Origin of the sequence: Streptomyces sp. NPDC057287 (genome assembly GCF_042667905.1) — a bacterium.
GTDB lineage: Bacteria > Actinomycetota > Actinomycetes > Streptomycetales > Streptomycetaceae > Streptomyces.
In genome coordinates, this window is the sequence record NZ_JBHUYV010000007.1 from 145379 (window position 1) to 168627 (window position 23249).

Here is a 23249-nt window from a genome sequence, read left to right on the forward strand (position 1 = left end):
GCGGCCCGACACCCGACAGCCCGGCGCCCTCGTGCGTACGAGGGGTACCGGGCCGGGCGCGGGGGAGTGGGGTGGTGGTCAGGCGCGGGCGTAGACCTTCTCCGCCCAGCCGGCGACCTGCTCGTCCGAGAGGTGCAGGGCCAGGTCCGCCTCGCTGATCATGCCGATCAGCTTCTTGTCCTCGACCACCGGGAGCCGGCGGATCCGGTGGCTCTGCATCTCCTCGAGCACCGCGCCGACGTCCGCCGTCGACTCGATCCAGCGGGGAGTGCCGTCACAGAGCTCGCCCGCCGTCACCTTCGACGGATCGTGCCCCGTGGCCACGCACCCGATCACGATGTCGCGGTCGGTGATGATCCCGACCATCCGGTCCTGCTCGCCGTCGGCGGAGACGGGGAGCGCCCCGACCTTGTGGTCCCGCATCATCTGGGCGGCACGGTCGAGCGTCTCGTGGGCGGGGATCCACTGGGCCCCGGTGTGCATGATGTCCTTGGCCGTCGTCATGGGTTGCCTCCTGCGTGCCGGTGGGCACTGCTGTACGGCCCCGAGTCCTTCCATCGTCGGCGGCCTGCCCGGCGCACGCGAGTGCTGTCACCCGTTCGGGCGTACGCCGGGCAGATCCCGCGCTCAGGGGCGGGGCGGGGCGCCCCGGGCCGCGAGCATGTCCGCCATCAGGTCCAGCTCGGACTGCTGGGCCTCGACCATGCCCTGGGCCAGGCGCTTCTCCGCCGGCACGGTGCACTCCCGGGCGCAGCCGCGGGCCATGTCGACGCCCGCCTTGTGGTGGTCGGTCATCAGCTGCAGGAAGAGGATCTCGGCCTGCTTGCCACGGGCCTCGCGGAGCTGTCCCAGCTCGGTCCTGGTCGCCATGCCGGGCATGAGGGCACCGTCGTGGTCCATGCCGTCCATGCCGCGCATGTCGTGGCCGCTGTGGGGGCCGGGCATCCATGCCATGGGGCCCCGACCGTCCGGGGCGGTCTTCGGCAGCTCCCACAGGTCGAGCCAGCCGAGCAGCATGCCCCGCTGGTTGGCCTGCGTGTTGGCGATGTCGTACGCGAGACGCCGTACGTCTTCGTCCCGCGTCCCGTCCCGCACGATGAAGGACATCTCCACGGCCTGCTGGTGGTGGACGGCCATGTCCCGCGCGAAGCCCGCGTCCGCGGATTCCGCGGAGGGCGTCCGGGAGGCCGGCGGGGCCCCGTCCCCCCGGGCGGAGGCGACCGTCGCCGCGCCCGCGAACAGCAGGGCGAGGGCCACGGCGGAGCCCGCCACCCACCGTGTACGCCGGCCGAGCGCCGGGCTCACCCGTCGACCCCGCCGGTGCAGGGGGCGCCGGGCTCGGGAGTCTGCGCGCCCTGGACGTACTTCGCGAAGAACCGGGCCACCCGCGGGTCGTCCGCACTGTCCACCGTGACCTGCTTGCCCCAGGCGCTGAGCATGATCGCCCCGGCCTGTCCCTCGTACGGGGACATCAGGGAGTACGGGGTGCCCTTGACCCGCGACGCCAGCTTGCCGACGTCCTCCCCCGAGGCCTTCTCGCTGTGGGTCACCCAGACCGCGCCGTGCTCCAGGGCGTGCACCGCGTTGACGTCCGGGACGGCCTTTTCGTATACGACGCCGTCACAGTTCAGCCAGGCCGGATTGTGGTTCCCGCCGACCGGCGGCTTCATCGGGTACGTCACCTCGGTCGTGACGTGGTCGCGGGTCAGCTTCGCCGCGTCCCACGTCTTCTCGCCCTCGATCGGCTCGGTGGCGAGCTTCTTCTTCTCCTGCTCGGTCTGCTTGGAGTCCTGGGCCTGGCTCTCCCCGGTCTTCTCCTTCGCCTCGGACTTCTCCAGGAGCATGTAGGAGCCGAATCCCAGCAGGCCGGCGACCACGACGGCGCTCACGCCTATGGCGACGACCCGGTTGCGGCGGTCGCGTGCACGGTCGGCGCTGCGCATCTGCTCTATGCGGGTCCTGCGGTCGAAGCTCATGACGTCGGGTCCTTCTGCCAAGGGGTCGTGAGGGACAGGAGCGGAGCGGGGTGAACCCGTGCGCGGAGGGCCGTGGCGGAGCGGCTGCGGTCCTTGCACACCATGGGCGCCGATCGTAGTGGGTGGCCGCGTGCTCTCTCTCACACCGTGTGCGTAATCTGGGTGAAATCCCGGGTCGTGATACTGAGGTGTCTCCCCTACCCCGGGCGGTGGTGCACGGACCGTCTGAACTGCAAGGATGTGGCTATGGACAAGCAGCAGGAATTCGTCCTCAGGACGCTTGAGGAGCGCGACATCCGCTTCGTACGGCTGTGGTTCACCGATGTTCTCGGTTACCTCAAGTCCGTAGCCGTGGCCCCGGCCGAGCTGGAGCAGGCCTTCGACGAGGGCATCGGCTTCGATGGCTCGGCGATCGAGGGCTTCGCCCGTGTATACGAGTCGGACATGATCGCGAAGCCGGACCCCGGCACGTTCCAGATCCTTCCGTGGCGCGCGGAGGCCCCGGGGACCGCGCGGATGTTCTGCGACATCCTGATGCCGGACGGCTCGCCCTCCTTCGCGGACCCCCGCTTCGTCCTCAAGCGCATCCTGGCGAAGACCTCCGACCTCGGCTTCACCTTCTACACCCACCCGGAGATCGAGTTCTTCCTGCTGAAGAACAAGCCCGTCGACGGCAGCCGCCCCACCCCGGCCGACAGCTCCGGCTACTTCGACCACACCCCGCAGAACGTCGGCATGGACTTCCGCCGCCAGGCGATCACCATGCTCGAATCGATGGGCATCTCGGTCGAGTTCAGCCACCACGAGGGCGCCCCCGGCCAGCAGGAGATCGACCTCCGTTACGCGGACGCGCTCTCCACCGCCGACAACATCATGACCTTCCGCCTGGTCATGAAGCAGGTCGCGCTGGAGCAGGGCGTGCAGGCCACCTTCATGCCGAAGCCGTTCTCGGAGTACCCGGGCTCGGGCATGCACACCCACCTCTCCCTCTTCGAGGGCGACCGCAACGCCTTCTACGAGTCGGGCGCCGAGTACCAGCTGTCCAAGGTGGGCCGCTCCTTCATCGCCGGCCTGCTCAAGCACGCAGCGGAGATCTCCGCCGTGACCAACCAGTGGGTCAACTCGTACAAGCGCATCTGGGGCGGCTCCAGCCGCGCCGCGGGCGCCGGCGGCGAGGCCCCCTCGTACATCTGCTGGGGCCACAACAACCGCTCCGCGCTGATCCGCGTCCCGATGTACAAGCCCGGCAAGACCGGCTCGGCCCGCGTCGAGGTCCGCTCCATCGACTCCGGCGCCAACCCCTACCTGACGTACGCGGTGCTGCTCGCCGCGGGCCTCAAGGGCATCGAGGAGGGCTACGAGCTCCCGGCCGGCGCCGACGACGACGTCTGGGCCCTCTCCGACTCGGAGCGCCGCGCGATGGGCATCGAGCCGCTCCCGCAGAACCTGGGCGAGGCGATCGCACTGATGGAGAAGAGCGAGCTGGTCGCCGAGACGCTGGGCGAGCACGTCTTCGACTTCTTCCTGCGCAACAAGAAGCAGGAGTGGGAGGAGTACCGCAGCGAGGTCACGGCCTTCGAGCTGAAGAACCTGCTGCCGGTGCTGTAGGCGCAGGTCGGAGGGTGCAGATCCCTGGTACGTGGCTTCGGGCCGGCGGTGCGACACCGTCGGCCCGAAGCCGTTCCGGAGGGCTTGGTGTGCGGGGTCCGTGGAACCGGGTACCGTCTTGAGCATGTTCTTCCAGACGCCGATTCACGGGTGAGGGCGTGATGGGCCCCCGCTGACGTCCTTCGACGTCGCCGCGCCCGTCCCCCACCGATGAATCCGTAGATCACTTCACATCATTCCTGGAGAACCCATGACCGTGAGCAAGAACATCAACAACCCCATCGGCATGGGCGGCGGCCAGCGCAAGAGGCTGTCCCGCGCCGAGCGGCAGAACAACGGCCCGCACCGCAACCTCGACCGTCAGGGTGCCGCCGACCAGAAGGCTGAGCTGGTGCGCAAGATGCGCGAGAAGGCGGGCGCAGCCGAGAGCGCCGGGCAGACGGGCGACGACGCCGCGCAGAGCTGACGCACCGCCGCCGCAGGGTGGCACCGTGACAGGGCAGGGCCCGGACCGCGACGCGCGGTCCGGGCCCTGCCCTGTGCCACGACGCGCGGTCCACGGGTGTCGGAGCCGTGTCCACCGACCTGGCAGCCGCCGTCGGTACGTGCGGCGGAGGTGTTCGTCCGCGCCCCGGCCCTACATGCCGGTGTCCGGCCGGTGAGGTGCCCGTCGTACGCCGCCCGGGCGTGCAAGGGTGCGATCGGGGCAGCCGTACCCGTACACCGCGGGCGCCGGCAACGGCCCGCGGCCGTTGCCGAGCCGAGGAGGGGCGTCGTATGACCACGCTGGCCGTGACCGGGCACATCGACCTGACCGAGGAGAGCGTGCCGCTCGTGCGGGCCGCGCTGCGCGACCTGCTGAAGCCCTACAGCGAGGACCTCACCGGGGTCTCGTGCATCGCCGCCGGAGCCGATTCACTCTTCGCGGAGGAGGTCTCCGCCATGGGTGGCCGCGTGGTCGTCGTCGTCCCGTCCCTGGACTACCGTTCCGCGGTGGTGAAGCCCGAGGACGCCGCGGTCTTCGACCACCTCAGCGAGACGGCCGTCGAGGTGCTGACCCTGCCCTACGAGAGTGCCGACCGCGCCGCGTACGAGGCGGCCAACGCCGAGTTGCTGCGGCGTGCGGACCGTCTCGTCGCCGTGTGGGACGGAGCCCCGCCGTCCGGGCGGGGCGGTGGGACGGCCGACCTGGTCGAGGAGGCCAGGCGGACCGGCGTGCCCGTGGACGTGGTCTGGCCGGAGGGCGCGGCGCGGCGCGGGTGAGCCACCTGGCGAGGGCGGGTCGGCGCGATACCGCGGCCGATGCGGATCCGTGAGGCGTCCGGTCCGGCTACGGCGAGGATGTCCGAACTTCACTGCCCGGGCGCGTAGTTGTTGACGCGAACGCTTCACGAATGCTTCGATGATCTTCCCTATTCGATCTTCGGCTCCCGTGCCGTCCGATCGTCCCAGAAGGAGAATTCATGCGTCCCTCCGTGCGGCGTACGTTCACCGGTGGCGCGCTCGCCATGACCTTCCTGGGAGCCGGTCTCGTCGCTGCGCCCTCCGCCTCCGCGGCGGCTGCGTACAACGGCGCCTGCGGATCGGGATACTCCGTCGTCAATTCGGGGGCGGTCGGCAGCCGGGGGATGACGTACCTGACCTACAGCGCGGCCACCGGGAAGAACTGCATCGTCACCATCCGCAACACCGCGGGCACGGGTGTCTACATCTACGCGGGATTCCAGCTCGCCGGGCAGGGAAGCACGGCGGTGGACGACCAGGGCACGTACACCAGCTACGCCGGACCCGTGTACATCAACGGCCACGGGTCCTGCATCGACTGGTCCGGCGCCATCGGTCCCGCGCCGGAGCAGTACGTCATCCGGTACGCGACGAACTGCGGCTGATCCAGGGGCCGGTGGACCGGCACACCGAGGGCTCCGCGCCCGCGAGGACCATGAGGACGGGTGGGTCCGTGCAGCATGCTGCACGGACCCACCCGTCCTCTCGTCAGCGGCCCGTCGGAGCGAAGAGTCCCCAGCCGGGCTGCTCACGCCGGTACGGCGCGTGACGGGCGGGACCCGGTGGTGAGCTGGTACCGGCACGCAGTGTGCGGGCAGCCGTCGGTGCGGCGGTCAGCGGCGTTCCGGTAGTGTGACGCGTCCCGAGACCGGGACCGACCCAGGAGGTGAGACCCATTACCGCTTCAGCAGGCTGGGCGCTCACCCCTCGCCGTCGTGTGGCCGACCGGGCCTGAGCGATCGCGGAGCGCCCATCGGTTTTCCGAAAGGCTCCGCACCATGCAGGAATTCGTCCCACCGCTCACCTTCGCCTCCCTCGTCTCCACGCTCCGCGCCGCCGGCTGCGTCTTCGCCGAGGACGAGGCCGAGCTCCTCGTCTCCGCGGCGGGGGACCCCGCCGAACTCGCCTCCATGGCCGAGCGCCGCGCCGCCGGGCTGCCGCTTGAACACGTGCTCGGCTGGGCCGAGTTCTGCGGGCTGAGGATCGCCGTGGACCCGGGTGTCTTCGTGCCCCGGCGGCGTACGGAGTTCCTCGTCGGCCAAGCCGCCGCACTCGCCCCCGGAGCGGCCGTCGTGGTCGACCTCTGCTGTGGCTCCGGGGCGCTGGGCACGGCGCTCGCCTCGTCGCTGCGGGACGTCGAACTGCACGCCGCCGATGTCGAACCCGCCGCCGTACGCTGCGCCCGGCGCAATATCGGCGCGCTCGGGACCGTCTACGAGGGCGATCTCTTCGCCCCGCTGCCCGGCTCGCTGCGCGGACGGGTGGACGTCCTGCTCGCCAACGTGCCGTACGTACCGACCGAGGACGTCGGGCTGCTCCCCGCGGAGGCGCGCATCCACGAGCCGCGCGTCGCGCTCGACGGAGGGGGCGACGGGCTCGACGTGATGCGCCGCGTCGTCGCGGAGGCGACCGAGTGGCTGGCCCCCGGCGGCAGTCTGCTGGTCGAGACGAGCGAGCGGCAGGCCGAGCGCGCCCTGGAGACGGTGGGGAGCAGCGGGCTCACCGCACGCGTCGTCGTCTCCGAGGAGCTGTACGCCACCGTCGTCATCGGGACCAGGCCACCCCGGTAGCCGTCCGTCGGGCGAAGCGCCGACGCGTCCGGCCGTCAGGCGAAGCGCCAGCGCGTCTGGCCGAACGGGTCGCCCTTGGCGAAGCCGAAGGCCGTGCGGGGGGTCACCGCGAAGACCTCCGCACGGCCGCCCGCGCCGTTGGTGAACATCCCGTCCGCGACGCCGAAGTGCCACTCCGCGCCGTACTTCGCCTCCCAGGCCTCGGCCAGCGCGATCAGCCGCGCCTCGTCCGTCACCCGGGCGACCCGGCCCTCGACCACCACGTCGAATCCCTCGTTCAGCAGGTTGGCGCCGGTGGTCAGCACGACCTCCGGGTTGTCGGCCAGGTTGCGCGCCTTGCGTTCCGACGGCCCGGTGCAGAAGTGCAGCGCGTCCTGCGACCAGAGCCCGATCAGCGGTGTGACGTGCGGGCGGCCGTCGGGGCGGACCGTGGACAGCCAGTACAGCTCGGCGCCCTCCAGCAGCGCGACCGCCTCCGCCCACGGCCGGGCGGTCGCGCCCTCGCTGCTGTAGTGCGGGTCCAGCAGGGTCGCGGGGGCGGTGTTCTGCTCCGGCATGGTCCGGCCTCCAGGAACGTTCCCGGGGCGACCGCGGCCTTCTCCTCGATCGTCCCCATGCAGGTTGGACTCCGCGCCCGCTCCGGATTCATCGGTACGGGCTAGGCTCGAAGGGCGGATATGTGTGATCGGCGGGCAGGAGACACGGGATGACGACGGTGCCGGGACGCAGGAGCAGTACGTTCACGAGACTGCTGCGGCACGGTTTCACCGATCCGTCCGCCGCCGAGAGGCTGCTGGACCTGCCCGAGCTCTCCTCCGTACGCGCCGATCCGGTGCTCTTCGACGCCCTCGGCGCCACCGCCGACCCGGACCTGGCCCTGCACAGCCTCGTACGGCTCGTCGAGGCCGAGGAGGCCGATGAGCGGCAGATCCTGCTGGACACGCTCGTCACGGCCAAACCGCTGCGGGACCGCCTCCTCGGGGCCCTCGGCGCTTCCGAGGCCCTCGGGGACCATCTGGCACGGCACCCGCGCGACTGGCAGGTGCTGGTCACGTACGAGGCCACCGACCTGCACCCCGGGATTCCCGAGTTCGAGACCATGCTCGGTGACGCGGTCGATCCGGACTCCCTGCGGGTCGCCTACCGCAGGTCCCTCCTGTCGATCGCGGCCCGCGACGTGTGCGGGACGACGGACGTCGCCCAGGTCGCCGCCGAGCTGGCCGACCTGGCCACGGCCACCCTGAGGTCGGCGCTCGCCATGGCCCGCGCCGACGCGCCCTCCGACGCCGCGCAGTGCCGGCTTGCCGTCATCGCGATGGGCAAGTGCGGCGGACACGAGCTGAACTACGTGTCGGACGTCGACGTGATCTTCGTGGGCGAGCCCGTCGACGGCGCCGAGGAGAGCGGTGCGATGCAGGCCGCGACCCGGCTCGCCGCCCACATGATGCGGATCTGCTCCGACACCACCGTCGAAGGCACCATCTGGCCCGTCGACGCCAACCTGCGCCCCGAGGGGCGCAACGGGCCACTGGTGCGGACCCTGTCCTCGCACCTCGCCTACTACCAGCGGTGGGCCAAGACCTGGGAGTTCCAGGCGCTGCTCAAGGCCCGGCCGGTCGCCGGCGACCCCGAGCTCGGAGCGGCGTACACGGAGGCCCTGTCCCCGCTGGTGTGGCAGGCCGCCGAGCGCGAGAACTTCGTCGGCGACGTGCAGAAGATGCGCCGCCGCGTCGTGGACAACATCCCCGTCGACCGCGTCGACCGTGAGCTCAAGCTCGGCCCCGGCGGGCTCCGGGACGTCGAATTCGCCGTCCAGCTCCTCCAGCTCGTCCACGGCCGCAGTGACAGCACCCTGCACTCCGGCTCCACGCTGGAGGCCCTGCGGGCCCTCGCGGACGGCGGATACGTCGGACGGGCGGACTCCGCGCAGCTGGACGAGGCCTACCGCTTCCTGCGCTCCATGGAGCACCGCATCCAGCTCTACCGGCTGCGCCGTACCCACCTCGTCCCCGAGGAGGAGGCCGACCTGCGCAGGCTCGGCCGGTCCCTCGGACTGCGCACCGACCCGGTGGGCGAGCTCAACAGGGCCTGGCGCCGTCATGCGTCCGTGGTGCGGCGGCTGCACGAGAAGCTCTTCTACCGGCCGCTCCTGGACGCGGTCGCCCAGCTCGCGCCGGGCGAGAGCCGGCTCAGCGCCAAGGCCGCCGTCGTCCGGCTGGAAGCCCTCGGCTACGCGGATCCCGCCGCCGCGCTGCGGCACCTGGAGGCCCTGTCATCGGGGGTCTCCCGCAAGGCCGCGATCCAGCGCACGCTCCTGCCGGTGCTGCTCGGCTGGTTCGCGGACTCCGCCGATCCGGACGCCGGGCTGCTCGGCTTCCGGCAGGTGTCCGACGCGCTCGGCAAGACCCCGTGGTACCTGCGGCTCCTGCGCGACGAGGGCGCCGCGGCCGAGAACCTCGCCCGGGTCCTGTCCGCCGGACGCCTCGCCCCCGACCTGCTGATGCGGGCCCCCGAGGCCGTCGCCATCCTCGGCGACCCCGAGGGGCTGAAACCGCGCAGCCGGAACCATCTGGAGCAGGAGGTCCTGGCCGCGGTCGGCAGGGCGCAGGGCGCCGAGGCGGCGGTCGCCGTGGCGCGCGGGGTGCGCCGGCGGGAGCTGTTCCGCACGACGGCGGCCGACCTCATCGGCTCGTACGGAACCGAGGAGAACCCGGCCGAACCCGATCCGGGCGCCCTCGCCGACCGGGTCGGCTCCGCGGTCACCGACCTGAACGCCGCCACGCTCTCCGGGGCGCTGCGCGCAGCCGTCCGCGAGCGGTGGGGCACCACCCTGCCGACCCGGTTCGCCGTCATCGGCATGGGCCGCTTCGGCGGGCACGAGCTGGGCTACGGCTCCGACGCCGACGTCCTGTTCGTGCACGAACCCCGCGAGGGGGTCAGCGACGAGGAGGCGGCCCGGGCCGCCAACACCGTCGTCACGGAGATGCGCAGGCTGCTGGAGCTGCCGACCGCGGACCCGCCCCTGCTCATCGACGTCGACCTGCGGCCGGAGGGCAAGACCGGCCCCCTGGTCCGCACCCTGAAGTCGTACGCCGCCTACTACCGGCGCTGGTCGCTGGTCTGGGAGAGCCAGGCCCTGCTGCGTGCCGATCCGGTGGCCGGGGACGAGGACCTCGGCCGCGCCTTCGTCGAGCTGATCGACCCGCTGCGCTACCCCGTGGAAGGGCTGGGGGACGACGCGGTGCGGGAGATCCGGCGGCTCAAGGCGCGGATGGAGTCGGAACGCATGCCGCGCGGGGCCGATCCGACGCTCCACACCAAGCTGGGGCGCGGCGGGCTGAGCGACGTCGAGTGGACGGTGCAGCTGATGCAGATGCAGCACGGCTGGGCCGAACCCGGGCTGCGGACCCCGCGTACGCGGGAGGCACTGGCGGCGGCGTGCGCGGCGGGGCTGATCCCGGCGGAGGAGGCGCAGACGCTGGACGAGGCGTGGGTGCTGGCCTCGCGGGTGCGCAACGCGGTCATGCTGGTGAGGGGGCGGCCCGGCGACACGTTCCCCTCGAACCCGCGCGAGCTGACGGCGGTGGGGCGGTACCTGGGCTACGAACCGGGGCACGTGGGGGACATGCTGGACGACTACCGACGGATCACCCGGCGGGCCCGGGCGGTCGTCGAGGAGCGGTTCTACGGAGCGGCGGGGTGACGGGCGGCGGGACGAGCGCCGCGGGGTGACCGGCGGTGAAACGAGCACTGCGGGCCGACCGCCGGCGGGACGAGCGCCGCGCCGTCACCGGCGGCGTGAGGGTCCCGCCCCGTCCTCACTCGCCGGACGGGCTCGGGGCCCCGGCCCGGTCCCTCGGGCCGGGCGCACGGGCAGGCGATCGCCGCAGGGCGCGCAGGCGTCGCGCTCCGGGGAGCTGCACCCGCTTCGGCAGGCGGTGCGGCAGCGATCCGTACCAGGCGTAGGAGACCGCCACGCCGAAGGCCAGGCAGGTCATCCCGCCCACCGCGTCCAGCCAGAAGTGGTTCGCCGTCGACACGATCACGACGAGCGTGGCCACCGGGTACAGGGCGCCCAGGATCCGCGCCCAGGGGGCGGTGGCCAGGGCGCAGATGGTCAGACCGCACCACAGGGACCAGCCGATGTGCATGGACGGCATCGCCGCGTACTGGTTCGACATGTGCTTGAAGTTGCCCGAGGCCATCGACCCCCACGTCTGGTGCAGCATCACCGTGTCGATGAAGGCGCCGCCGTTCATCAGGCGTGGCGGCGCCAGAGGGAAGAGGTAGTAGCCGAGCAGGGCCACCGCGGTCGTGGCGAAGAGCGCCAGGCGGGTGGCCGCGTAGCGGCCGGGATGGCGGCGGAACAGCCAGATGAGCACACCGATGGTCACGACGAAGTGCAGCGTCGCGTAGTAGTAGTTCATCGACACGATCAGCCATGTCACCGAATTGACGGCCTGGTTGACCGTCTCCTCGAAGGCGAGTCCCACGGTGTGTTCGAGGGACCAGATCCAGTCGGCGTTGCGCAGGGCCGCGGCCTTCTGCTCGGGTACGGCGTTGCGCACGAGCGAGTAGAGCCAGTAACTGACCGCGATCAGCAGGATCTCGAACCAGAGGCGCGGGCGGCGAGGGGCGCGCAGGGAACGGAGTGAGGGACGTCGGACGCGCATGCGTGACGGGGTGAGGGCTCGTGTCGAACCGGAGGCCGACGGGGCGTCCGCCACGGATGACGGGGTGGCCGCCGTGCGGTCTTCCTGCGTGGTCACGTGCGAATCACCCATAGGCGCAGAGTCTGCCAGATACGTCCCCCTCAGCCCGATGATCCTCCGGTCGGGTTCCGGTCGCACATTCTGAATTTTATCGACCGGCGCGGGCCGCCGAGGAGGGGCCCGGGCCCGAAGCGGTGGAACCGCGCACGACCAGTTCGGGCATGAACACGAACTCGCTGTGCGGAGCCGGCGTGCCGCCGATCTCCTCCAGCAGGGTGCGCACGGCCGCCTGCCCCATCGCCGTCACCGGCTGCCGGATGGTGGTCAGCGGCGGATCGGTGAAGGCTATGAGGGGAGAGTCGTCGTATCCGACCACCGAGAGGTCGCGCGGCACGTCCATGGACAGCCTGCGGGCCGCCCGGATCGCGCCGAGCGCCATCATGTCGCTGGCGCACACCACGGCGGTGCAGCCGCGTTCCATCAGCGCCGAGGCGGCGGCCTGGCCGCCCTCCAGGGTGTACAGGGAGTGCTGGATCAACTCCTCCACGGCGTCGGCGGTGAGGTCCAGCTGCTCCCGCATCGTGGCGTGGAAGCCCTCGATCTTGCGGAGCACCGGGACGAAGCGCTTCGGCCCGACCGCCAGGCCGATGCGCTGGTGGCCCAGGGCCACCAGGTGGGTCACCGCGAGCCGCATCGCCGCCCGGTCGTCGGGGGAGATGAACGGCGCCTGCACCTTGGGGGAGAAGCCGTTGACCAGGACGAAGGGGACCCCCTGGGCCCGCAGTTGCTCGTAGCGCTGCATGTCGGCCGAGGTGTCGGCGTGCAGGCCGGAGACGAAGATGATGCCCGAGACCCCGCGGTCGACGAGCATCTCGGTGAGCTCGTCCTCGGTGGAGCCGCCCGGCGTCTGCGTCGCCAGCACCGGTGTGTAGCCCTGCCTGGTGAGTGCCTGCCCGATGACCTGGGCCAGCGCGGGGAAGATCGGGTTCTCCAGCTCGGGCGTGATCAGCCCGACCAGGCCGGCGCTGCGCCGGCGCAGCCGCACAGGGCGTTCGTAGCCCAAGACGTCGAGCGCCGCGAGGACGGATTCACGGGTGGCCGCAGCGACACCGGGCTTGCCGTTCAGTACGCGGCTGACCGTCGCTTCGCTGACCCCCGCCTGAGTTGCGATATCGGCAAGCCGTGCGGTCATGGCAATGGACTGTACCGGGCGCGTGTCGGATTGCCCACCATGCACGGGATTCGGGCAGTCCGCCCCGCCCGCCACCGCCCGCCGGCCCTCCGGCAGCAATATCTTGCAAGGCCTTGCGGGATCCGTCTGGTCGTTGCGGTCGGATCGTCGTACCGCCGATATACGGGCTCTGGCCAGGCATGGGCAGGGTGGGAGGGCTTCCGTCAAGAGGCTTGACGGCAACCTTGAGGACACGCCAATGTAACGATCAGCAGTGCTTGCAGAAATCTTCCGCAAAGTCTTTCGGTCGTCTTTCATCCTTGTTACGTTCACGTCGACCCGGCGCCGCGACGGAGCGGTACGGCAGTTGAAGGAGTTCAGATGCGACGTGGCATAACGGCCACCGCCCTGGTCGCGACCCTGGCGCTCGCGGCGACCGCTTGCGGAAGCGACGACGAGTCCGGCGGCAGCAAGAGCTCGGGCGAGCTCTCCGGCACGGTGACCTGGTGGGACACCTCGACCGTCGGCAGCGAGGACAAGGTCTTCAAGAAGATCGCCGAGGGTTTCGAGAAGAAGCACCCGAAGGTCGACGTCAAGTACGTCAACGTCCCCTTCGGTGAGGCGCAGAACAAGTTCAAGAACGCCGCGCAGGCCGGCGCCGGCGCCCCGGACGTCATCCGCTCCGAGGTCGCCTGGACCCCCGAGTTCGCCGACCTCGGCTACCTCGCCCCGCTGGACGGCACCGCGGCGCTGAAGGACCAGGGCGACTTCCTCGAGCAGGCCGCCGCGTCCACCAAGTACAAGGACAAGACCTACGCGGTCCCGCAGGTCATCGACTCCATGGGCATCTTCTACAACAAGAAGATCTTCAAGGAGGCCGGTGTCGAGGTCCCCAAGAACATCGCCGACCTGAAGACCGTCTCCAAGACGATCAAGGACAAGACCGGCAAGACCGGCCTCTACCTCCGCGGCGACGACGCGTACTGGTTCCTCTCCTTCCTGTACGGCGAGGGCGGCGACCTGGTCGACGCCGAGTCGAAGACGGTCACGGTGAACAACCCCGAGGGTGTCAAGGCCTTCAAGACGGTCAAGGACCTCGTCGACTCCGGTGCCGCCAAGACCGACGCCACCGACGGCTGGGAGAACATGCAGTCGTCGTTCAAGGACGGCAAGGTCGCGATGATGATCAACGGCCCGTGGGCCGTCGCCGACACCCTGACCGGCAAGGAGTTCACCGACAAGGCGAACCTCGGCATCTCCCCGGTGCCGGCCGGCACGGCCGGACAGGGCGCCCCGCAGGGCGGCCACAACCTCGCCGTCTACGCGGGCTCCAAGAACCTGGACGCCTCGTACGCCTTCGTCGAGTACATGACCTCGGTGGAGACCCAGGCGCAGACCGCCGGTGAGCTGAACCTGCTGCCGACCCGCACCTCCGCGTACGCCAAGCAGGAGGCCGCGGACAGCGAGATCGTGCAGTTCTTCAAGCCCGTCGTCGAGACCGCCGTCGAGCGCCCCTGGATCCCCGAGACCGGCAGCCTCTTCGCGCCGCTCGTCACGGAGTACACCAAGGTCCTCACCGGTCAGACCACGCCGGAGAAGGCCGCCTCGACGACCGGCGACTCCTACCGCAAGCTCCTCAAGGGCTGGAAGTAACTCAGGAAGGCAGGCCGGCTGATGGCTGTCCACACCAGCCAGTCGGTGGCGAAGGCCGCGGGCGACGACGTCGCCCGCGGCCGGAGCCGCGGTACTGGTAAATCCGCACCACCGAGCAAGCTCCGGCGGGCCCTGTCGGTCCACTGGTACGCCTGGACCATGGTCGCCCCGGTCGTGATCGTGATCGGCGTGATCATCGGGTATCCGCTGGTCCGCGGCATCTACCTGTCGCTGACCGACGCCAACGAGCGCAACGTCGCACGGTCCATCGGTGTCAACGAACTGCCCGCCACCTACGAGTTCGTGGGCGTCGACAACTACGTCGACGCGCTGACGGGTACCCAGTTCCTCGGCACGCTCGGCTGGACGCTGGTGTGGACGGTCTCCTGCGTGGGCATCACCTTCTGCCTGGGCATGGCGCTGGCCAACATCCTGAACCGCCGCATCGCCGGACGCTCCGCCTACCGCATGGCCCTGATCCTGCCCTGGGCCATCCCCGGCTTCGTCTCGGTGTTCGCCTGGCGCTTCCTCTACAACGAGGACCGCGGGCTGCTCAACAAGATCCTCGGCGGCGCCGGGATCGACGGCATACCGTGGCTGAACGACCCCACCTGGGCCAAGTTCTCCGTCATCGCCGTCAACGTCTGGCTCGGCGTCCCCTTCATGATGGTCGCCCTGCTCGGCGGCCTGCAGTCGATCCCCTCGGAGCAGTACGAGGCCGCGGAGATGGACGGCGCGACGGCCTGGCAGCGCTTCCGCCACATCACGCTGCCCGGACTGCGCCCGGTGTCCACCACGGTGGTCCTGCTCTCCACCATCTGGACCTTCAACATGTTCCCGGTGATCTTCCTGCTGACCCGCGGCGGACCCGGTGAGGCCACCCAGATCCTGGTCACCCAGGCGTACAAATTCTCCTTCGAGATCAGCCCGCGCGACTTCGCGCAGTCCTCCACCTGGGGCGTGCTGATCCTCGTACTCCTGATGCTCTTCGCCATGGTGTACCGGCGAGTGCTCCGCACGCAGGGAGACAACTGGTGACCACCGCCACCGCAAGCTCCGCACGGCACGGCGCCCGCAAGGTCCGCCGCCGCGGCGACCGCTCGCCGCTCGCCTCCACGGCCCTGCACCTCACCCTGATCATCGCCTCGGTGATCGCGGTCTTCCCGGTGCTGTGGGTCCTGCTGACGTCGCTGAAGCCCGCCAAGTTCGCCACGACGACGGACTTCTTCAAAGAGACGACGTTCGAGAACTACACGAACCTCATCAAGGACACCGAGTTCCTGAGCTGGTTCGGCAACTCCGTGATCGTCGCGGGACTCTCCACCGTCATCGGCGTCTTCGTCTCCGCCACCACGGGCTACGCCGTCAGCCGCTTCCGCTTCCCCGGCAAGCGCGGGCTGATGTGGACGCTGCTGATCACCCAGATGTTCCCGGTCGCCGTCCTGATCGTGCCGATCTACAACATCATGGCGAGCATCGGGCTGCTCAACCAGCCGGCCGGCCTCGTCATCACCTACCTCACCATCTCGGTGCCGTTCTGCGCCTGGATGATGAAGGGCTTCTTCGACACGATCCCGATGGAGATCGACGAGTCGGGGCAGGTCGACGGGCTGACGCCGTTCGGGACGTTCTGGCGGCTCATCCTGCCGCTGGCCAAACCCGGTCTCGCCGTCACCGCCTTCTACTCCTTCATCACCGCCTGGGGCGAAGTGGCCTACGCCTCCGCCTTCATGGTCGGCGACGAGAACCTCACGCTCGCCGGCGGACTGCAGAAGTTCGTCAACCAGTACGGAGCCCAGTGGGGCCCGATGACCGCGGCGTCCGTGCTCATCGCCATCCCGGCCGCGCTGGTCTTCCTCTTCGCGCAGAAGCACCTGGTCACCGGCATGTCCGCCGGAGCCGTCAAGGGCTGACGCACCCAGTCCCGCACGACCGTACCGCCACGTCACGGCGGCGCCGGATCCCTGACCAGGTCCCGGCGCCGCTCCCCACCCAGACACCCCAGGGACGACATGACCCAGCACCTCGCTGCCCCCTCCACCGGCACGTCCGACGACGCCCCGGGCCACCGCACCGGCTGGTGGCAGGACGCGGTGATCTACCAGGTCTATCCGCGGAGCTTCGCCGACGGCAACGGTGACGGCATGGGCGACCTCGCGGGCGTCACCGCCCGGCTCCCGTACCTCCGGGACCTCGGCGTCGACGCCGTCTGGCTCAGCCCCTTCTACGCCTCGCCGCAGGCCGACGCCGGCTACGACGTCGCCGACTACCGGGCGATCGACCCGATGTTCGGCACGCTCCTCGACGCCGACACGCTGATCCGCGAGGCCCACGGCCTGGGGCTGCGCATCATCGTCGACCTGGTGCCCAACCACTCCTCCGACCAGCACGAGTGGTTCAAGCGCGCCCTGGCCGAGGGCCCCGGTTCCGCCCTGCGCGAGCGCTACCACTTCCGCCCCGGAAAGGGCACCGACGGCGAACTCCCGCCGAACGACTGGGAGTCCATCTTCGGCGGCCCCGCGTGGACCCGGACCACCGACCCGGACGGCACCCCCGGCGAGTGGTACCTCCACCTCTTCGCGCCCGAGCAGCCCGACTTCAACTGGGAGCACCCGGCCGTCGCCGACGAGTTCCGCTCCATCCTGCGCTTCTGGCTCGACATGGGCGTCGACGGCTTCCGTGTCGATGTCGCCCACGGGCTCGTCAAGGCGGAGGGTCTGCCGGACCTCGGGTCGCACGACCAGCTGAAGCTGCTGGGCAACGATGTCATGCCGTTCTTCGACCAGGACGGTGTGCACGAGATCTACCGCAGCTGGCGCACCATCCTCGACGAGTACCCCGATACGACGGGGGCCGAAGGGCCTTCGTCGGAAGGGCGGCGGCTGACGGGCGGGCGCATCCTCGTCGCCGAGGCGTGGACCCCCACCGTCGAGCGCACCGCCCACTACGTGCGCCCCGACGAGATGCACCAGGCCTTCAACTTCCAGTACCTGTCGACCGCCTGGGACGCCGCCGAGCTCCGCGCCGTCATCGACTCCTCGCTCGACGCGATGCGTCCGGTGGGCGCCCCCACCACCTGGGTGCTCTCCAACCACGACGTCACCCGGCACACCACCCGCTTCGCCAACCCGGCGGGCCTGGGCACCCAGATCCGTACCCCCGGCGACCGCGAGCTGGGTCTGCGCAGGGCTCGCGCGGCCACCCTGCTGATGCTGGCCCTGCCCGGCTCCGCCTACGTCTACCAGGGCGAGGAGCTCGGCCTGCCCGACGTCACCGACCTGCCCGACGAGGCCCGCCAGGACCCGTCGTTCTTCCGCGCCGAGGGCCAGGACGGCTTCCGCGACGGCTGCCGCGTGCCGATCCCGTGGACCCGCGAGGGCAGCTCGTACGGCTTCGGCGGCGGTGGCAGCTGGCTGCCGCAGCCCGACAGCTGGGGCGCGCTGTCCGTCGAGGCGCAGACCGGTGCGGAGGGCTCCACGCTGGAGCTGTACCGCGCCGCGATCGCGGCCCGGCGTGAGCACCCGGGGCTCGGCGCCGGTACGGACGTCGAGTGGCTGGACGCCCCCGAGGGCGTGCTCGCCCTCGGCCGCCCCGGCTTCGTCTGCACCGTCAACACCACGGGCGCACCCGTCCGCGTCGCCGTCCCCGGCACCCTGCTGCTGGCCGCCGCCCCGGTGACCGTCGAGGGCGACACCGTCGAGCTGCCCGCGGACACCACGGTGTGGTGGACGGTGTGACCGTCCCCGCACCCAGGACCGGACCGGCGCTGCGGCTCTCCGACATCGCCGGTCAGGCCGCGGTCAGCGAGGCCACCGTCAGCCGGGTGCTCAACGGGAAGCCGGGCGTCGCGGGCACCACGCGTCAGCGGGTGCTCGCGGCGCTCGACGTCCTCGGCTACGAGCGTCCCGTACGGCTGCGGCAGCGCAGCGCCGGACTGATCGGACTGGTGACGCCCGAACTCGTCAACCCGATCTTCCCGGCCTTCGCGCAGTCCGTGGAGCAGGTGCTCGCCGGGCACGGCTACACGCCCGTGCTCTGCACCCAGCTGCCCGGCGGCGCCACCGAGGACGAACTGGTCGAACAGCTCGTCGAGCGCGGCGTCGGCGGCATCGTCTTCCTGTCCGGGCTCCACGCCGACACCTCGGCCGACCCGGCGCGCTACGCCGCGCTCACCGAGCGCGGCGTGCCGTTCGTGCTGATCAACGGCTACAACGAGCGCATCAGCGCCCCGTTCGTCTCGCCCGACGACCAGGCCGCCGTGCGCATGGCCGTCAGCCACCTCGCGGAGCTCGGCCACCGGCGGATCGGCCTGGCGATCGGGCCGCAGCGCTACGTGCCCTCCCGGCGCAAGCGCGAGGGCTTCGTCGACGCCGCGGTCTCGCTGCTGGACATGGACCGCGGGGAAGCCGAACTGCTGGTCTGCTCCACGCTGTTCAGCGTCGAGGGCGGTCAGGTCGCGGCGGGCGCGCTGCTCGACGCGGGCTGCACCGGCATCGTCTGCGGCAGCGACCTGATGGCGCTCGGGGTGGTCCGGGCGGCGCGGGGGAGAGGGTTCGACGTCCCGCGCGACGTCTCCGTCGTCGGATTCGACGACTCGCAGCTCATCGCGTTCACCGACCCGCCCCTGACCACGGTGCGCCAGCCGGTGCAGGCGATGGCGGCGGCGGCCGTCGGAGCGCTGCTGGAGGAGATCGCCGGAAGCCCCGTGCAGCGCACGGAGTACGTGTTCCAGCCGGAGCTGGTGGTACGGGGGTCCACAGCGGCGGTGCGCAGCGCCTGAACGGGCGCGCAGTCGGCGGGGCCGGGTCCGGAGGGGGGACCCGGCCCCGTTCGCTGTCCACCGGCCGGTCGCCGCGTGAACGATGCTCCCCGGGTTGGCAGTATGCGCGGATGATCGATGACCTCCCCGACGGCCTGAGGGCTCGTCGCCCGGCAGAAGAAGACCATTCCCGCGTGCTCGCCGTACTGGACACGTGGTGGGGCGGTCTGAAGGGGGAAGCGGGAGCGGCGGAACGGGCGTTGCTCCTGCCCCGGCTGTACTTCCAGCACTTCACCACCACCAGCTTCCTCGTCGAACGCGGCGACGGCGAGATCGCCGCCTTCCTGGTCGGCTTCCTGTCGCAGACGGAGCCAGACACCGCCTACGTGCACTTCGTCGGCGTCGACCCGGCGCTGCACGGGCAGGGCATAGGGCGAACCCTCTACCGGTCCTTCTGCGCACTCGCCCGGTCCCACGGCCGCCGATACGTGCACTGCATCACCAGCCCGGAGAACACCGCGTCGCGGGCGTTCCACACCCGGCTCGGCTTCACGGCCTCGGCCAGGAGGCGGGACTACGACGGACCCGGACTCGACCGCGTGGCGTTCGTCATCGACCTCGCCGGAGAGCCCGCGGACACGCCCTAGGCGTGTGGCGTGGCAGTGGTGCTGTCGGCGGTGTCGAAGAGCGTGGGCCGGCGCCCGGGCCGATGGCGCTGGCGGGGGTGCCGGCGGTGCCGCGGTACTCCATGGCGGTGGGGCTCCTCATGCCGTGACCGCTGCGGTCTCGCCGACGGCGCCGGGCAGCCAGTCGTCGACGTGGGAGAAGGCGAAGCCCAGCTCCTTGGCCCGGGTGTTGCTCATGGCGTAGTGGCGGTCGAAGGAGAACGGCGAAGCCGTTCCGCCCGCCGCGACGGTCCGGTGGACGGGCGTGCCGCCGGACTGCGCGGCGACGACCGCAGCCAGTTCACGCACGTCGAGCCGGCCGTCGGAGCAGGCGTTGACAGGACCCGTGAAGTCGGAGGCGGTGGCCGCCCACAGCAGCAGGTCCGCCAGCTCCTCGTAGTGGATGAACACAGTCGGCAGCGCCTCCGCGTGGACCGCGATCTCTTCACCCTTGCCGATGCGTTCGGAGTAGTACGCCAGCCGGCCGGTGAACTCCTGCGCGCCGCCGCCCAGCACATGAGCGCTGCGCACAGAGGCGAACGCGAAGCCGCCGTCCCGGGTGAAGACCGCCTCCGCCTGGCGCTTGCCCTCGGCGTAGTGAGCCTCCAGGTATGCCTCGTCGTCCCATGGCAGGTCCGGGGCCACCGGCCAGGCTCGCGGATCCACGTGCTCCTCCGGCACCGGGGTGTGCGCCGGCAGGGCTGTCGGTCCGGTGGCCGCCGGGTCGTAGACCTCGATCGTGGACGTCATGACGTAGCGCCGGGTGCGGCCGGCGAAGGCGCGGACGGCGATCGCGGCCTGTACCGGTGTGTAGCAGACCTGGTCGACGGTCACGTCGAAGGTGCGCGAGCCGAGCGCGGCGACGAGGGCGGGCTCGTCGCCCCGGTCGACGACGAGGTGCTCGACACCGGCCGGCGGGCGGGTGGAACCCCGATTGATCACCGTGACCTGATGGCCCGCCGCGTGCAGGCGCTCGACCAGGAGCCTTCCGAAGTACCGGCTTCCGCCGATGACGCAGATTCTTTGCATGCGCCCATCCTGGAGACCTATCGTCATCAGCAGAAGTGTCGGCTTGCTGGAAGCGTCTTAAGGAAAACTGTTGATCGATGTGCAGCGGCTCCGCGTTCTGCGGGCGGTGGCGGAGCACGGCAGTTTCAGTGGGGCAGCAGCGGCTCTCCGCCTCACCCCTTCCGCCGTCTCCCAGCACATGGCGGCGATGGAGCGCAGCCTCGGTGCCCAGGTCGTGACGCGCAGCACGCGCGGGGTCACCCTCACTCAGGCCGGCCGGATCATGGTCGGGGCCGCCGAGTCCGTCGCAGCCGAGCTCGCACAGGCAAGGCGAGAGGTCGAGCGGCTCAGCACGGGGCGCGTACAGCTCACGGTCGCCACCTTCACCAGCGGCGGCAGGCACCTGCTGCCCGGCGCCCTGTCCCAGCTCACGGCCACCCATCCGGGCGCAGTGCTCCATGTCAGGGAGGGCGAGCCCGAGAACACCCTGCCCCTTGTGCGCCAAGGCTCCGTGGACATCGCACTCGCCTACCACTTCGACGGGCCGCTGCCCGTCGGGCCCGGACCGAGCTCCAGCTTGCAGTGGACCCCGATCCTGGAGGATCCCCTGCACGTCGTCATGCCTGAGGGACATCGACTCGCCGAACACCGGTCGCTCGACATCGCCGAGCTGGCAGCCGAACCCTGGGTGCTCGGCTGCCTCAAGACGGAGGCGTACCTGCGCCGTTACGCCGAGCGGGCAGGCTTTGAACCGGACGTGCGCGGTACCACCACCGACTACTTCTTCGCCCGCTCGCTCGTCGCCGCGGGGATCGGGATCTCCCTGATCCCTTCCATCGCCCTCGTCCCGACGGTGCCAGGCCTGCGCTCGGTCCCGATCGAGCCGCCGACTCCGGCCCGGCACATCGGCGTTGCCGCGCTCGGCCGCCGTCGTGACCACCCGTACGTCACGACGTTCATCGATGCCCTCCGTGAGCAGGCGAAGCATCACCGGCAGAACGACGTGATCGGGGCGGGCGACCGCGCCGGGCGCCGTGCACGTGCGCTTCTCCCCGCCGGGAGGACCGGCACCGGCGGTCACACCTGCTGAGCCACCACCTCGTGCACCGGTCGGTCAGCCGTGCTCACACGTGTGCGACAGGTGCCCCTGCCAGGACCGGACTCGGACCCGTCGCCCGGCCACCTGCCCCACAAGGACCGGACGGCTGCTGCTCCGTGCGTCCGAGGCCGGTTCGCCGCCGAAGGGGGCGCGGGCCGGAGCCCGTCGGGATGTCCGCGCGTGTGAAGTGATCTGGCTCACACGCTGTCACAGGGGCCGTGCAGGTGGTGTCTTGAGCTCGAACCGCTCGAGACGAGGGAGACATCATCAAGGTGGAGAACACCGACGTGGCCGTGGTGGGCGGCGGATACGCCGGCGTCACGGCGGCCGATCGACTGACGCGGCGCGACGGCGTGACCGTGACGCTGGTCAACCCGCGCCCCACCCTTCTTCCACCGGGTCCGCCTGCACCGGATGGTGGGCGGGACCGACGCCGCTGTCGTCGACTACCAGGATGTGCCGGCGCGGGGTGTGCGGCTGGTGGTCGACAGTGTGAGGCGGATCGACACGGCCGGGCGCGATGTGGAGCCGGCGAGCGAACGGATTTCCCAGGTCCGGGCCGGCCGAGGGGGAGATGATCGAAACATGAGTGATGATCATGTCGTTGACCGGGCGACCGAGGCCTTCGTCGCCCAGCGCAATCTGCTCTTCACCGTCGCGTACGAGATGCTCGGCTCGGCGGTCGACGCCGAGGACGTCCTTCAGGAGACCTGGCTGCGGTGGGTCGAGGTCGATCTCGACCAGGTGCGCGACCAGCGCGCGTACCTGGTCCGGATCACGACCCGGCAGGCGCTCAACCGGCTGCGCACGATGTCCCGGCGCAAGGAGTCGTACGTGGGCCCATGGCTGCCGGAGCCACTGCTGACCACGCCTGACGTGGCCCAGGACGTCGAACTCGCCGAGAGCGTGTCGATGGCGGTGATGCTGGTCCTGGAGACGCTGTCACCGACCGAGCGGGCCGTCTTCGTGCTGCGCGAGGTCTTCGACGTCGGCTACGACGAGATCGCGGCGGCGGTCGACAAGACCCCGGCAGCAGTACGCCAGATCGCACACCGCGCCCGTCGGCACGTGGACGCCCGGCGCCCACGCACAGTGGTGTCCCAGCGCCAGACGCGGGCGGCCGTGGAGTCGTTCGTGCGGGCACTGGAGAGCGGGGACCTTCAGGAACTGCTCGACCTGCTCGCGCCTGACGTCGTCTACATGGGCGACGGCGGCGGCGTGAAGCACTCCGCTCTGCGGCCGATCGTCGGCGCCGACAAGGTGGCCCGCCTCCTGGCCGGCGGCTTCGGCAGGAACACGGTCCCGCTCACCTTCGGCCCCACCATGGTCAACGGCAGCCCGGCGCTGGCGCTCCACCTGGACGGCGAGCTGGACAGCATCGTCGCGGCCCACGTGGAGGCCGGCCGCATCACCGGTCTCTACGTCGTCCGCAACCCTGAGAAGCTGTCGCGCATCGCGTCCGAGACGCCGCTCACCTTGCGATGAATCGCCCGTAGAACATGGGCGACCCGAGAATCGGGCGCG

The 23249-nt window shown here is 70.8% G+C and carries 21 protein-coding genes and 1 pseudogene; 15 read left to right on the forward strand and 7 right to left on the reverse strand.

Annotated features, from left to right (window positions below):
* Positions 1-78 precede the first annotated feature (78 nt).
* The 3 genes from ACFUNE_RS15830 to ACFUNE_RS15840 all read right to left on the reverse strand — a co-directional run bounded on the left by ACFUNE_RS15830 (position 79) and on the right by ACFUNE_RS15840 (position 1976).
* Positions 79-504 (reverse strand): CBS domain-containing protein, encoded by a 426-nt coding sequence (locus ACFUNE_RS15830; RefSeq protein WP_383567164.1) that lies wholly within the window; start codon positions 502-504, stop codon positions 79-81.
* 123 nt (positions 505-627) lie between these two features.
* Positions 628-1305 carry a DUF305 domain-containing protein gene (locus ACFUNE_RS15835; RefSeq protein ID WP_383567167.1) on the reverse strand — a complete coding sequence of 226 codons (678 nt, stop codon included), beginning with the start codon at positions 1303-1305 and terminating at the stop codon, positions 628-630.
* Positions 1302-1976 carry a DUF3105 domain-containing protein gene (locus tag ACFUNE_RS15840; RefSeq protein WP_383567170.1) on the reverse strand — a complete coding sequence of 225 codons (675 nt, stop codon included), beginning with the start codon at positions 1974-1976 and terminating at the stop codon, positions 1302-1304. Before ACFUNE_RS15840 ends, ACFUNE_RS15835 begins: the two co-directional genes overlap by 4 nt.
* A 246-nt stretch (positions 1977-2222) precedes the next feature.
* On the opposite strand from ACFUNE_RS15840, the gene glnA reads away from it, so the two are divergent.
* The 5 genes from glnA (at position 2223) to ACFUNE_RS15865 (ending at position 6658) form a co-directional block, all read left to right on the forward strand.
* Positions 2223-3584 (forward strand): type I glutamate--ammonia ligase, encoded by a 1362-nt coding sequence (gene glnA, locus ACFUNE_RS15845; protein ID WP_383567173.1) that lies wholly within the window; start codon positions 2223-2225, stop codon positions 3582-3584.
* A gap of 250 nt (positions 3585-3834) precedes the next feature.
* Positions 3835-4050 carry a DUF6243 family protein gene (locus ACFUNE_RS15850; RefSeq protein ID WP_383567176.1) on the forward strand — a complete coding sequence of 72 codons (216 nt, stop codon included), beginning with the start codon at positions 3835-3837 and terminating at the stop codon, positions 4048-4050.
* Positions 4051-4361: 311 nt separating this feature from the next.
* A complete protein-coding gene (locus ACFUNE_RS15855; protein ID WP_383567179.1) occupies positions 4362-4847 on the forward strand; it encodes a hypothetical protein in 486 nt (161 codons plus the stop codon).
* A 200-nt stretch (positions 4848-5047) separates the two neighbouring features.
* Positions 5048-5473 (forward strand): spore-associated protein A, encoded by a 426-nt coding sequence (locus ACFUNE_RS15860; RefSeq protein ID WP_383567182.1) that lies wholly within the window; start codon positions 5048-5050, stop codon positions 5471-5473.
* A 393-nt stretch (positions 5474-5866) separates the two neighbouring features.
* Complete coding sequence (locus ACFUNE_RS15865; RefSeq protein ID WP_383567185.1) at positions 5867-6658, forward strand: putative protein N(5)-glutamine methyltransferase; 792 nt, start codon at positions 5867-5869, stop codon at positions 6656-6658.
* Positions 6659-6693: 35 nt separating this feature from the next.
* Here the strand turns inward: ACFUNE_RS15865 and ACFUNE_RS15870 are convergent, their stop codons facing one another.
* Entirely contained in the window at positions 6694-7215 is a 522-nt protein-coding gene (locus ACFUNE_RS15870; protein ID WP_383567188.1) for a pyridoxamine 5'-phosphate oxidase family protein, read from the reverse strand.
* A gap of 149 nt (positions 7216-7364) precedes the next feature.
* Between ACFUNE_RS15870 and ACFUNE_RS15875 the strand changes: the two genes are divergently transcribed.
* A complete protein-coding gene (locus ACFUNE_RS15875) occupies positions 7365-10361 on the forward strand; it encodes a bifunctional [glutamine synthetase] adenylyltransferase/[glutamine synthetase]-adenylyl-L-tyrosine phosphorylase (RefSeq protein WP_383567191.1) in 2997 nt (998 codons plus the stop codon).
* Positions 10362-10476: 115 nt separating this feature from the next.
* On the opposite strand, the gene ACFUNE_RS15880 is transcribed toward ACFUNE_RS15875, so the two are convergent.
* Positions 10477-11427 carry a phosphatase PAP2 family protein gene (locus tag ACFUNE_RS15880; protein ID WP_383567194.1) on the reverse strand — a complete coding sequence of 317 codons (951 nt, stop codon included), beginning with the start codon at positions 11425-11427 and terminating at the stop codon, positions 10477-10479.
* A gap of 91 nt (positions 11428-11518) precedes the next feature.
* Positions 11519-12562: a LacI family DNA-binding transcriptional regulator gene (locus ACFUNE_RS15885; RefSeq protein WP_383567197.1), complete on the reverse strand. Its 1044-nt coding sequence runs from the start codon at positions 12560-12562 to the stop codon at positions 11519-11521.
* Positions 12563-12922: 360 nt separating this feature from the next.
* Here ACFUNE_RS15885 and ACFUNE_RS15890 point away from each other — a divergent pair, with 360 nt between their 5' ends.
* The 6 genes from ACFUNE_RS15890 to ACFUNE_RS15915 all read left to right on the forward strand — a co-directional run bounded on the left by ACFUNE_RS15890 (position 12923) and on the right by ACFUNE_RS15915 (position 19600).
* Positions 12923-14194 (forward strand): extracellular solute-binding protein, encoded by a 1272-nt coding sequence (locus ACFUNE_RS15890; RefSeq protein ID WP_383567200.1) that lies wholly within the window; start codon positions 12923-12925, stop codon positions 14192-14194.
* 21 nt (positions 14195-14215) lie between these two features.
* Entirely contained in the window at positions 14216-15232 is a 1017-nt protein-coding gene (locus tag ACFUNE_RS15895; protein WP_383567203.1) for a carbohydrate ABC transporter permease, read from the forward strand.
* Entirely contained in the window at positions 15229-16107 is an 879-nt protein-coding gene (locus ACFUNE_RS15900; protein ID WP_383567206.1) for a sugar ABC transporter permease, read from the forward strand. Before ACFUNE_RS15895 ends, ACFUNE_RS15900 begins: the two co-directional genes overlap by 4 nt.
* Before the next feature lie 99 nt (positions 16108-16206).
* A complete protein-coding gene (locus tag ACFUNE_RS15905) occupies positions 16207-17931 on the forward strand; it encodes a glycoside hydrolase family 13 protein (RefSeq protein WP_383567208.1) in 1725 nt (574 codons plus the stop codon).
* Positions 17916-18974 (forward strand): LacI family DNA-binding transcriptional regulator, encoded by a 1059-nt coding sequence (locus tag ACFUNE_RS15910; RefSeq protein WP_383567211.1) that lies wholly within the window; start codon positions 17916-17918, stop codon positions 18972-18974. The genes ACFUNE_RS15905 and ACFUNE_RS15910 overlap by 16 nt, the downstream gene beginning before the upstream one ends.
* A 173-nt stretch (positions 18975-19147) precedes the next feature.
* Positions 19148-19600, forward strand: coding sequence for a GNAT family N-acetyltransferase (locus ACFUNE_RS15915; RefSeq protein WP_383567213.1), 453 nt, complete (start codon positions 19148-19150; stop codon positions 19598-19600).
* 117 nt (positions 19601-19717) lie between these two features.
* Here ACFUNE_RS15915 and ACFUNE_RS15920 read toward each other — a convergent pair whose 3' ends face one another.
* Complete coding sequence (locus ACFUNE_RS15920) at positions 19718-20647, reverse strand: NAD-dependent epimerase/dehydratase family protein (RefSeq protein WP_383567215.1); 930 nt, start codon at positions 20645-20647, stop codon at positions 19718-19720.
* A 70-nt stretch (positions 20648-20717) separates the two neighbouring features.
* Here ACFUNE_RS15920 and ACFUNE_RS15925 point away from each other — a divergent pair, with 70 nt between their 5' ends.
* The 3 genes and pseudogenes from ACFUNE_RS15925 (at position 20718) to ACFUNE_RS15935 (ending at position 23210) form a co-directional block, all read left to right on the forward strand.
* Positions 20718-21716: a LysR family transcriptional regulator gene (locus tag ACFUNE_RS15925; protein WP_383567218.1), complete on the forward strand. Its 999-nt coding sequence runs from the start codon at positions 20718-20720 to the stop codon at positions 21714-21716.
* 275 nt (positions 21717-21991) lie between these two features.
* Positions 21992-22262: pseudogene (locus ACFUNE_RS15930) on the forward strand (NAD(P)-binding protein); the annotation flags it as partial.
* Between the two features lie 48 nt (positions 22263-22310).
* Positions 22311-23210 (forward strand): RNA polymerase sigma-70 factor, encoded by a 900-nt coding sequence (locus tag ACFUNE_RS15935; protein ID WP_383567785.1) that lies wholly within the window; start codon positions 22311-22313, stop codon positions 23208-23210.
* Positions 23211-23249: the final 39 nt, after the last annotated feature.

Bases quoted from the DNA above. Each gene is read 5' to 3' on its own strand.
- ACFUNE_RS15830 (WP_383567164.1), bottom strand. From the start codon at position 504: ATGACGACGGCCAAGGACATCATGCACACCGGGGCCCAGTGGATCCCC.
- ACFUNE_RS15840 (WP_383567170.1), bottom strand. From the start codon at position 1,976: ATGAGCTTCGACCGCAGGACCCGCATAGAGCAGATGCGCAGCGCCGAC.
- glnA (WP_383567173.1), top strand. From the start codon at position 2,223: ATGGACAAGCAGCAGGAATTCGTCCTCAGGACGCTTGAGGAGCGCGAC.
- ACFUNE_RS15850 (WP_383567176.1), top strand. From the start codon at position 3,835: ATGACCGTGAGCAAGAACATCAACAACCCCATCGGCATGGGCGGCGGC.
- ACFUNE_RS15855 (WP_383567179.1), top strand. From the start codon at position 4,362: ATGACCACGCTGGCCGTGACCGGGCACATCGACCTGACCGAGGAGAGC.
- ACFUNE_RS15860 (WP_383567182.1), top strand. From the start codon at position 5,048: ATGCGTCCCTCCGTGCGGCGTACGTTCACCGGTGGCGCGCTCGCCATG.
- ACFUNE_RS15865 (WP_383567185.1), top strand. From the start codon at position 5,867: ATGCAGGAATTCGTCCCACCGCTCACCTTCGCCTCCCTCGTCTCCACG.
- ACFUNE_RS15870 (WP_383567188.1), bottom strand. From the start codon at position 7,215: ATGCCGGAGCAGAACACCGCCCCCGCGACCCTGCTGGACCCGCACTAC.
- ACFUNE_RS15875 (WP_383567191.1), top strand. From the start codon at position 7,365: ATGACGACGGTGCCGGGACGCAGGAGCAGTACGTTCACGAGACTGCTG.
- ACFUNE_RS15885 (WP_383567197.1), bottom strand. From the start codon at position 12,562: ATGACCGCACGGCTTGCCGATATCGCAACTCAGGCGGGGGTCAGCGAA.
- ACFUNE_RS15890 (WP_383567200.1), top strand. From the start codon at position 12,923: ATGCGACGTGGCATAACGGCCACCGCCCTGGTCGCGACCCTGGCGCTC.
- ACFUNE_RS15895 (WP_383567203.1), top strand. From the start codon at position 14,216: ATGGCTGTCCACACCAGCCAGTCGGTGGCGAAGGCCGCGGGCGACGAC.
- ACFUNE_RS15905 (WP_383567208.1), top strand. From the start codon at position 16,207: ATGACCCAGCACCTCGCTGCCCCCTCCACCGGCACGTCCGACGACGCC.
- ACFUNE_RS15920 (WP_383567215.1), bottom strand. From the start codon at position 20,647: ATGCAAAGAATCTGCGTCATCGGCGGAAGCCGGTACTTCGGAAGGCTC.
- ACFUNE_RS15935 (WP_383567785.1), top strand. From the start codon at position 22,311: ATGAGTGATGATCATGTCGTTGACCGGGCGACCGAGGCCTTCGTCGCC.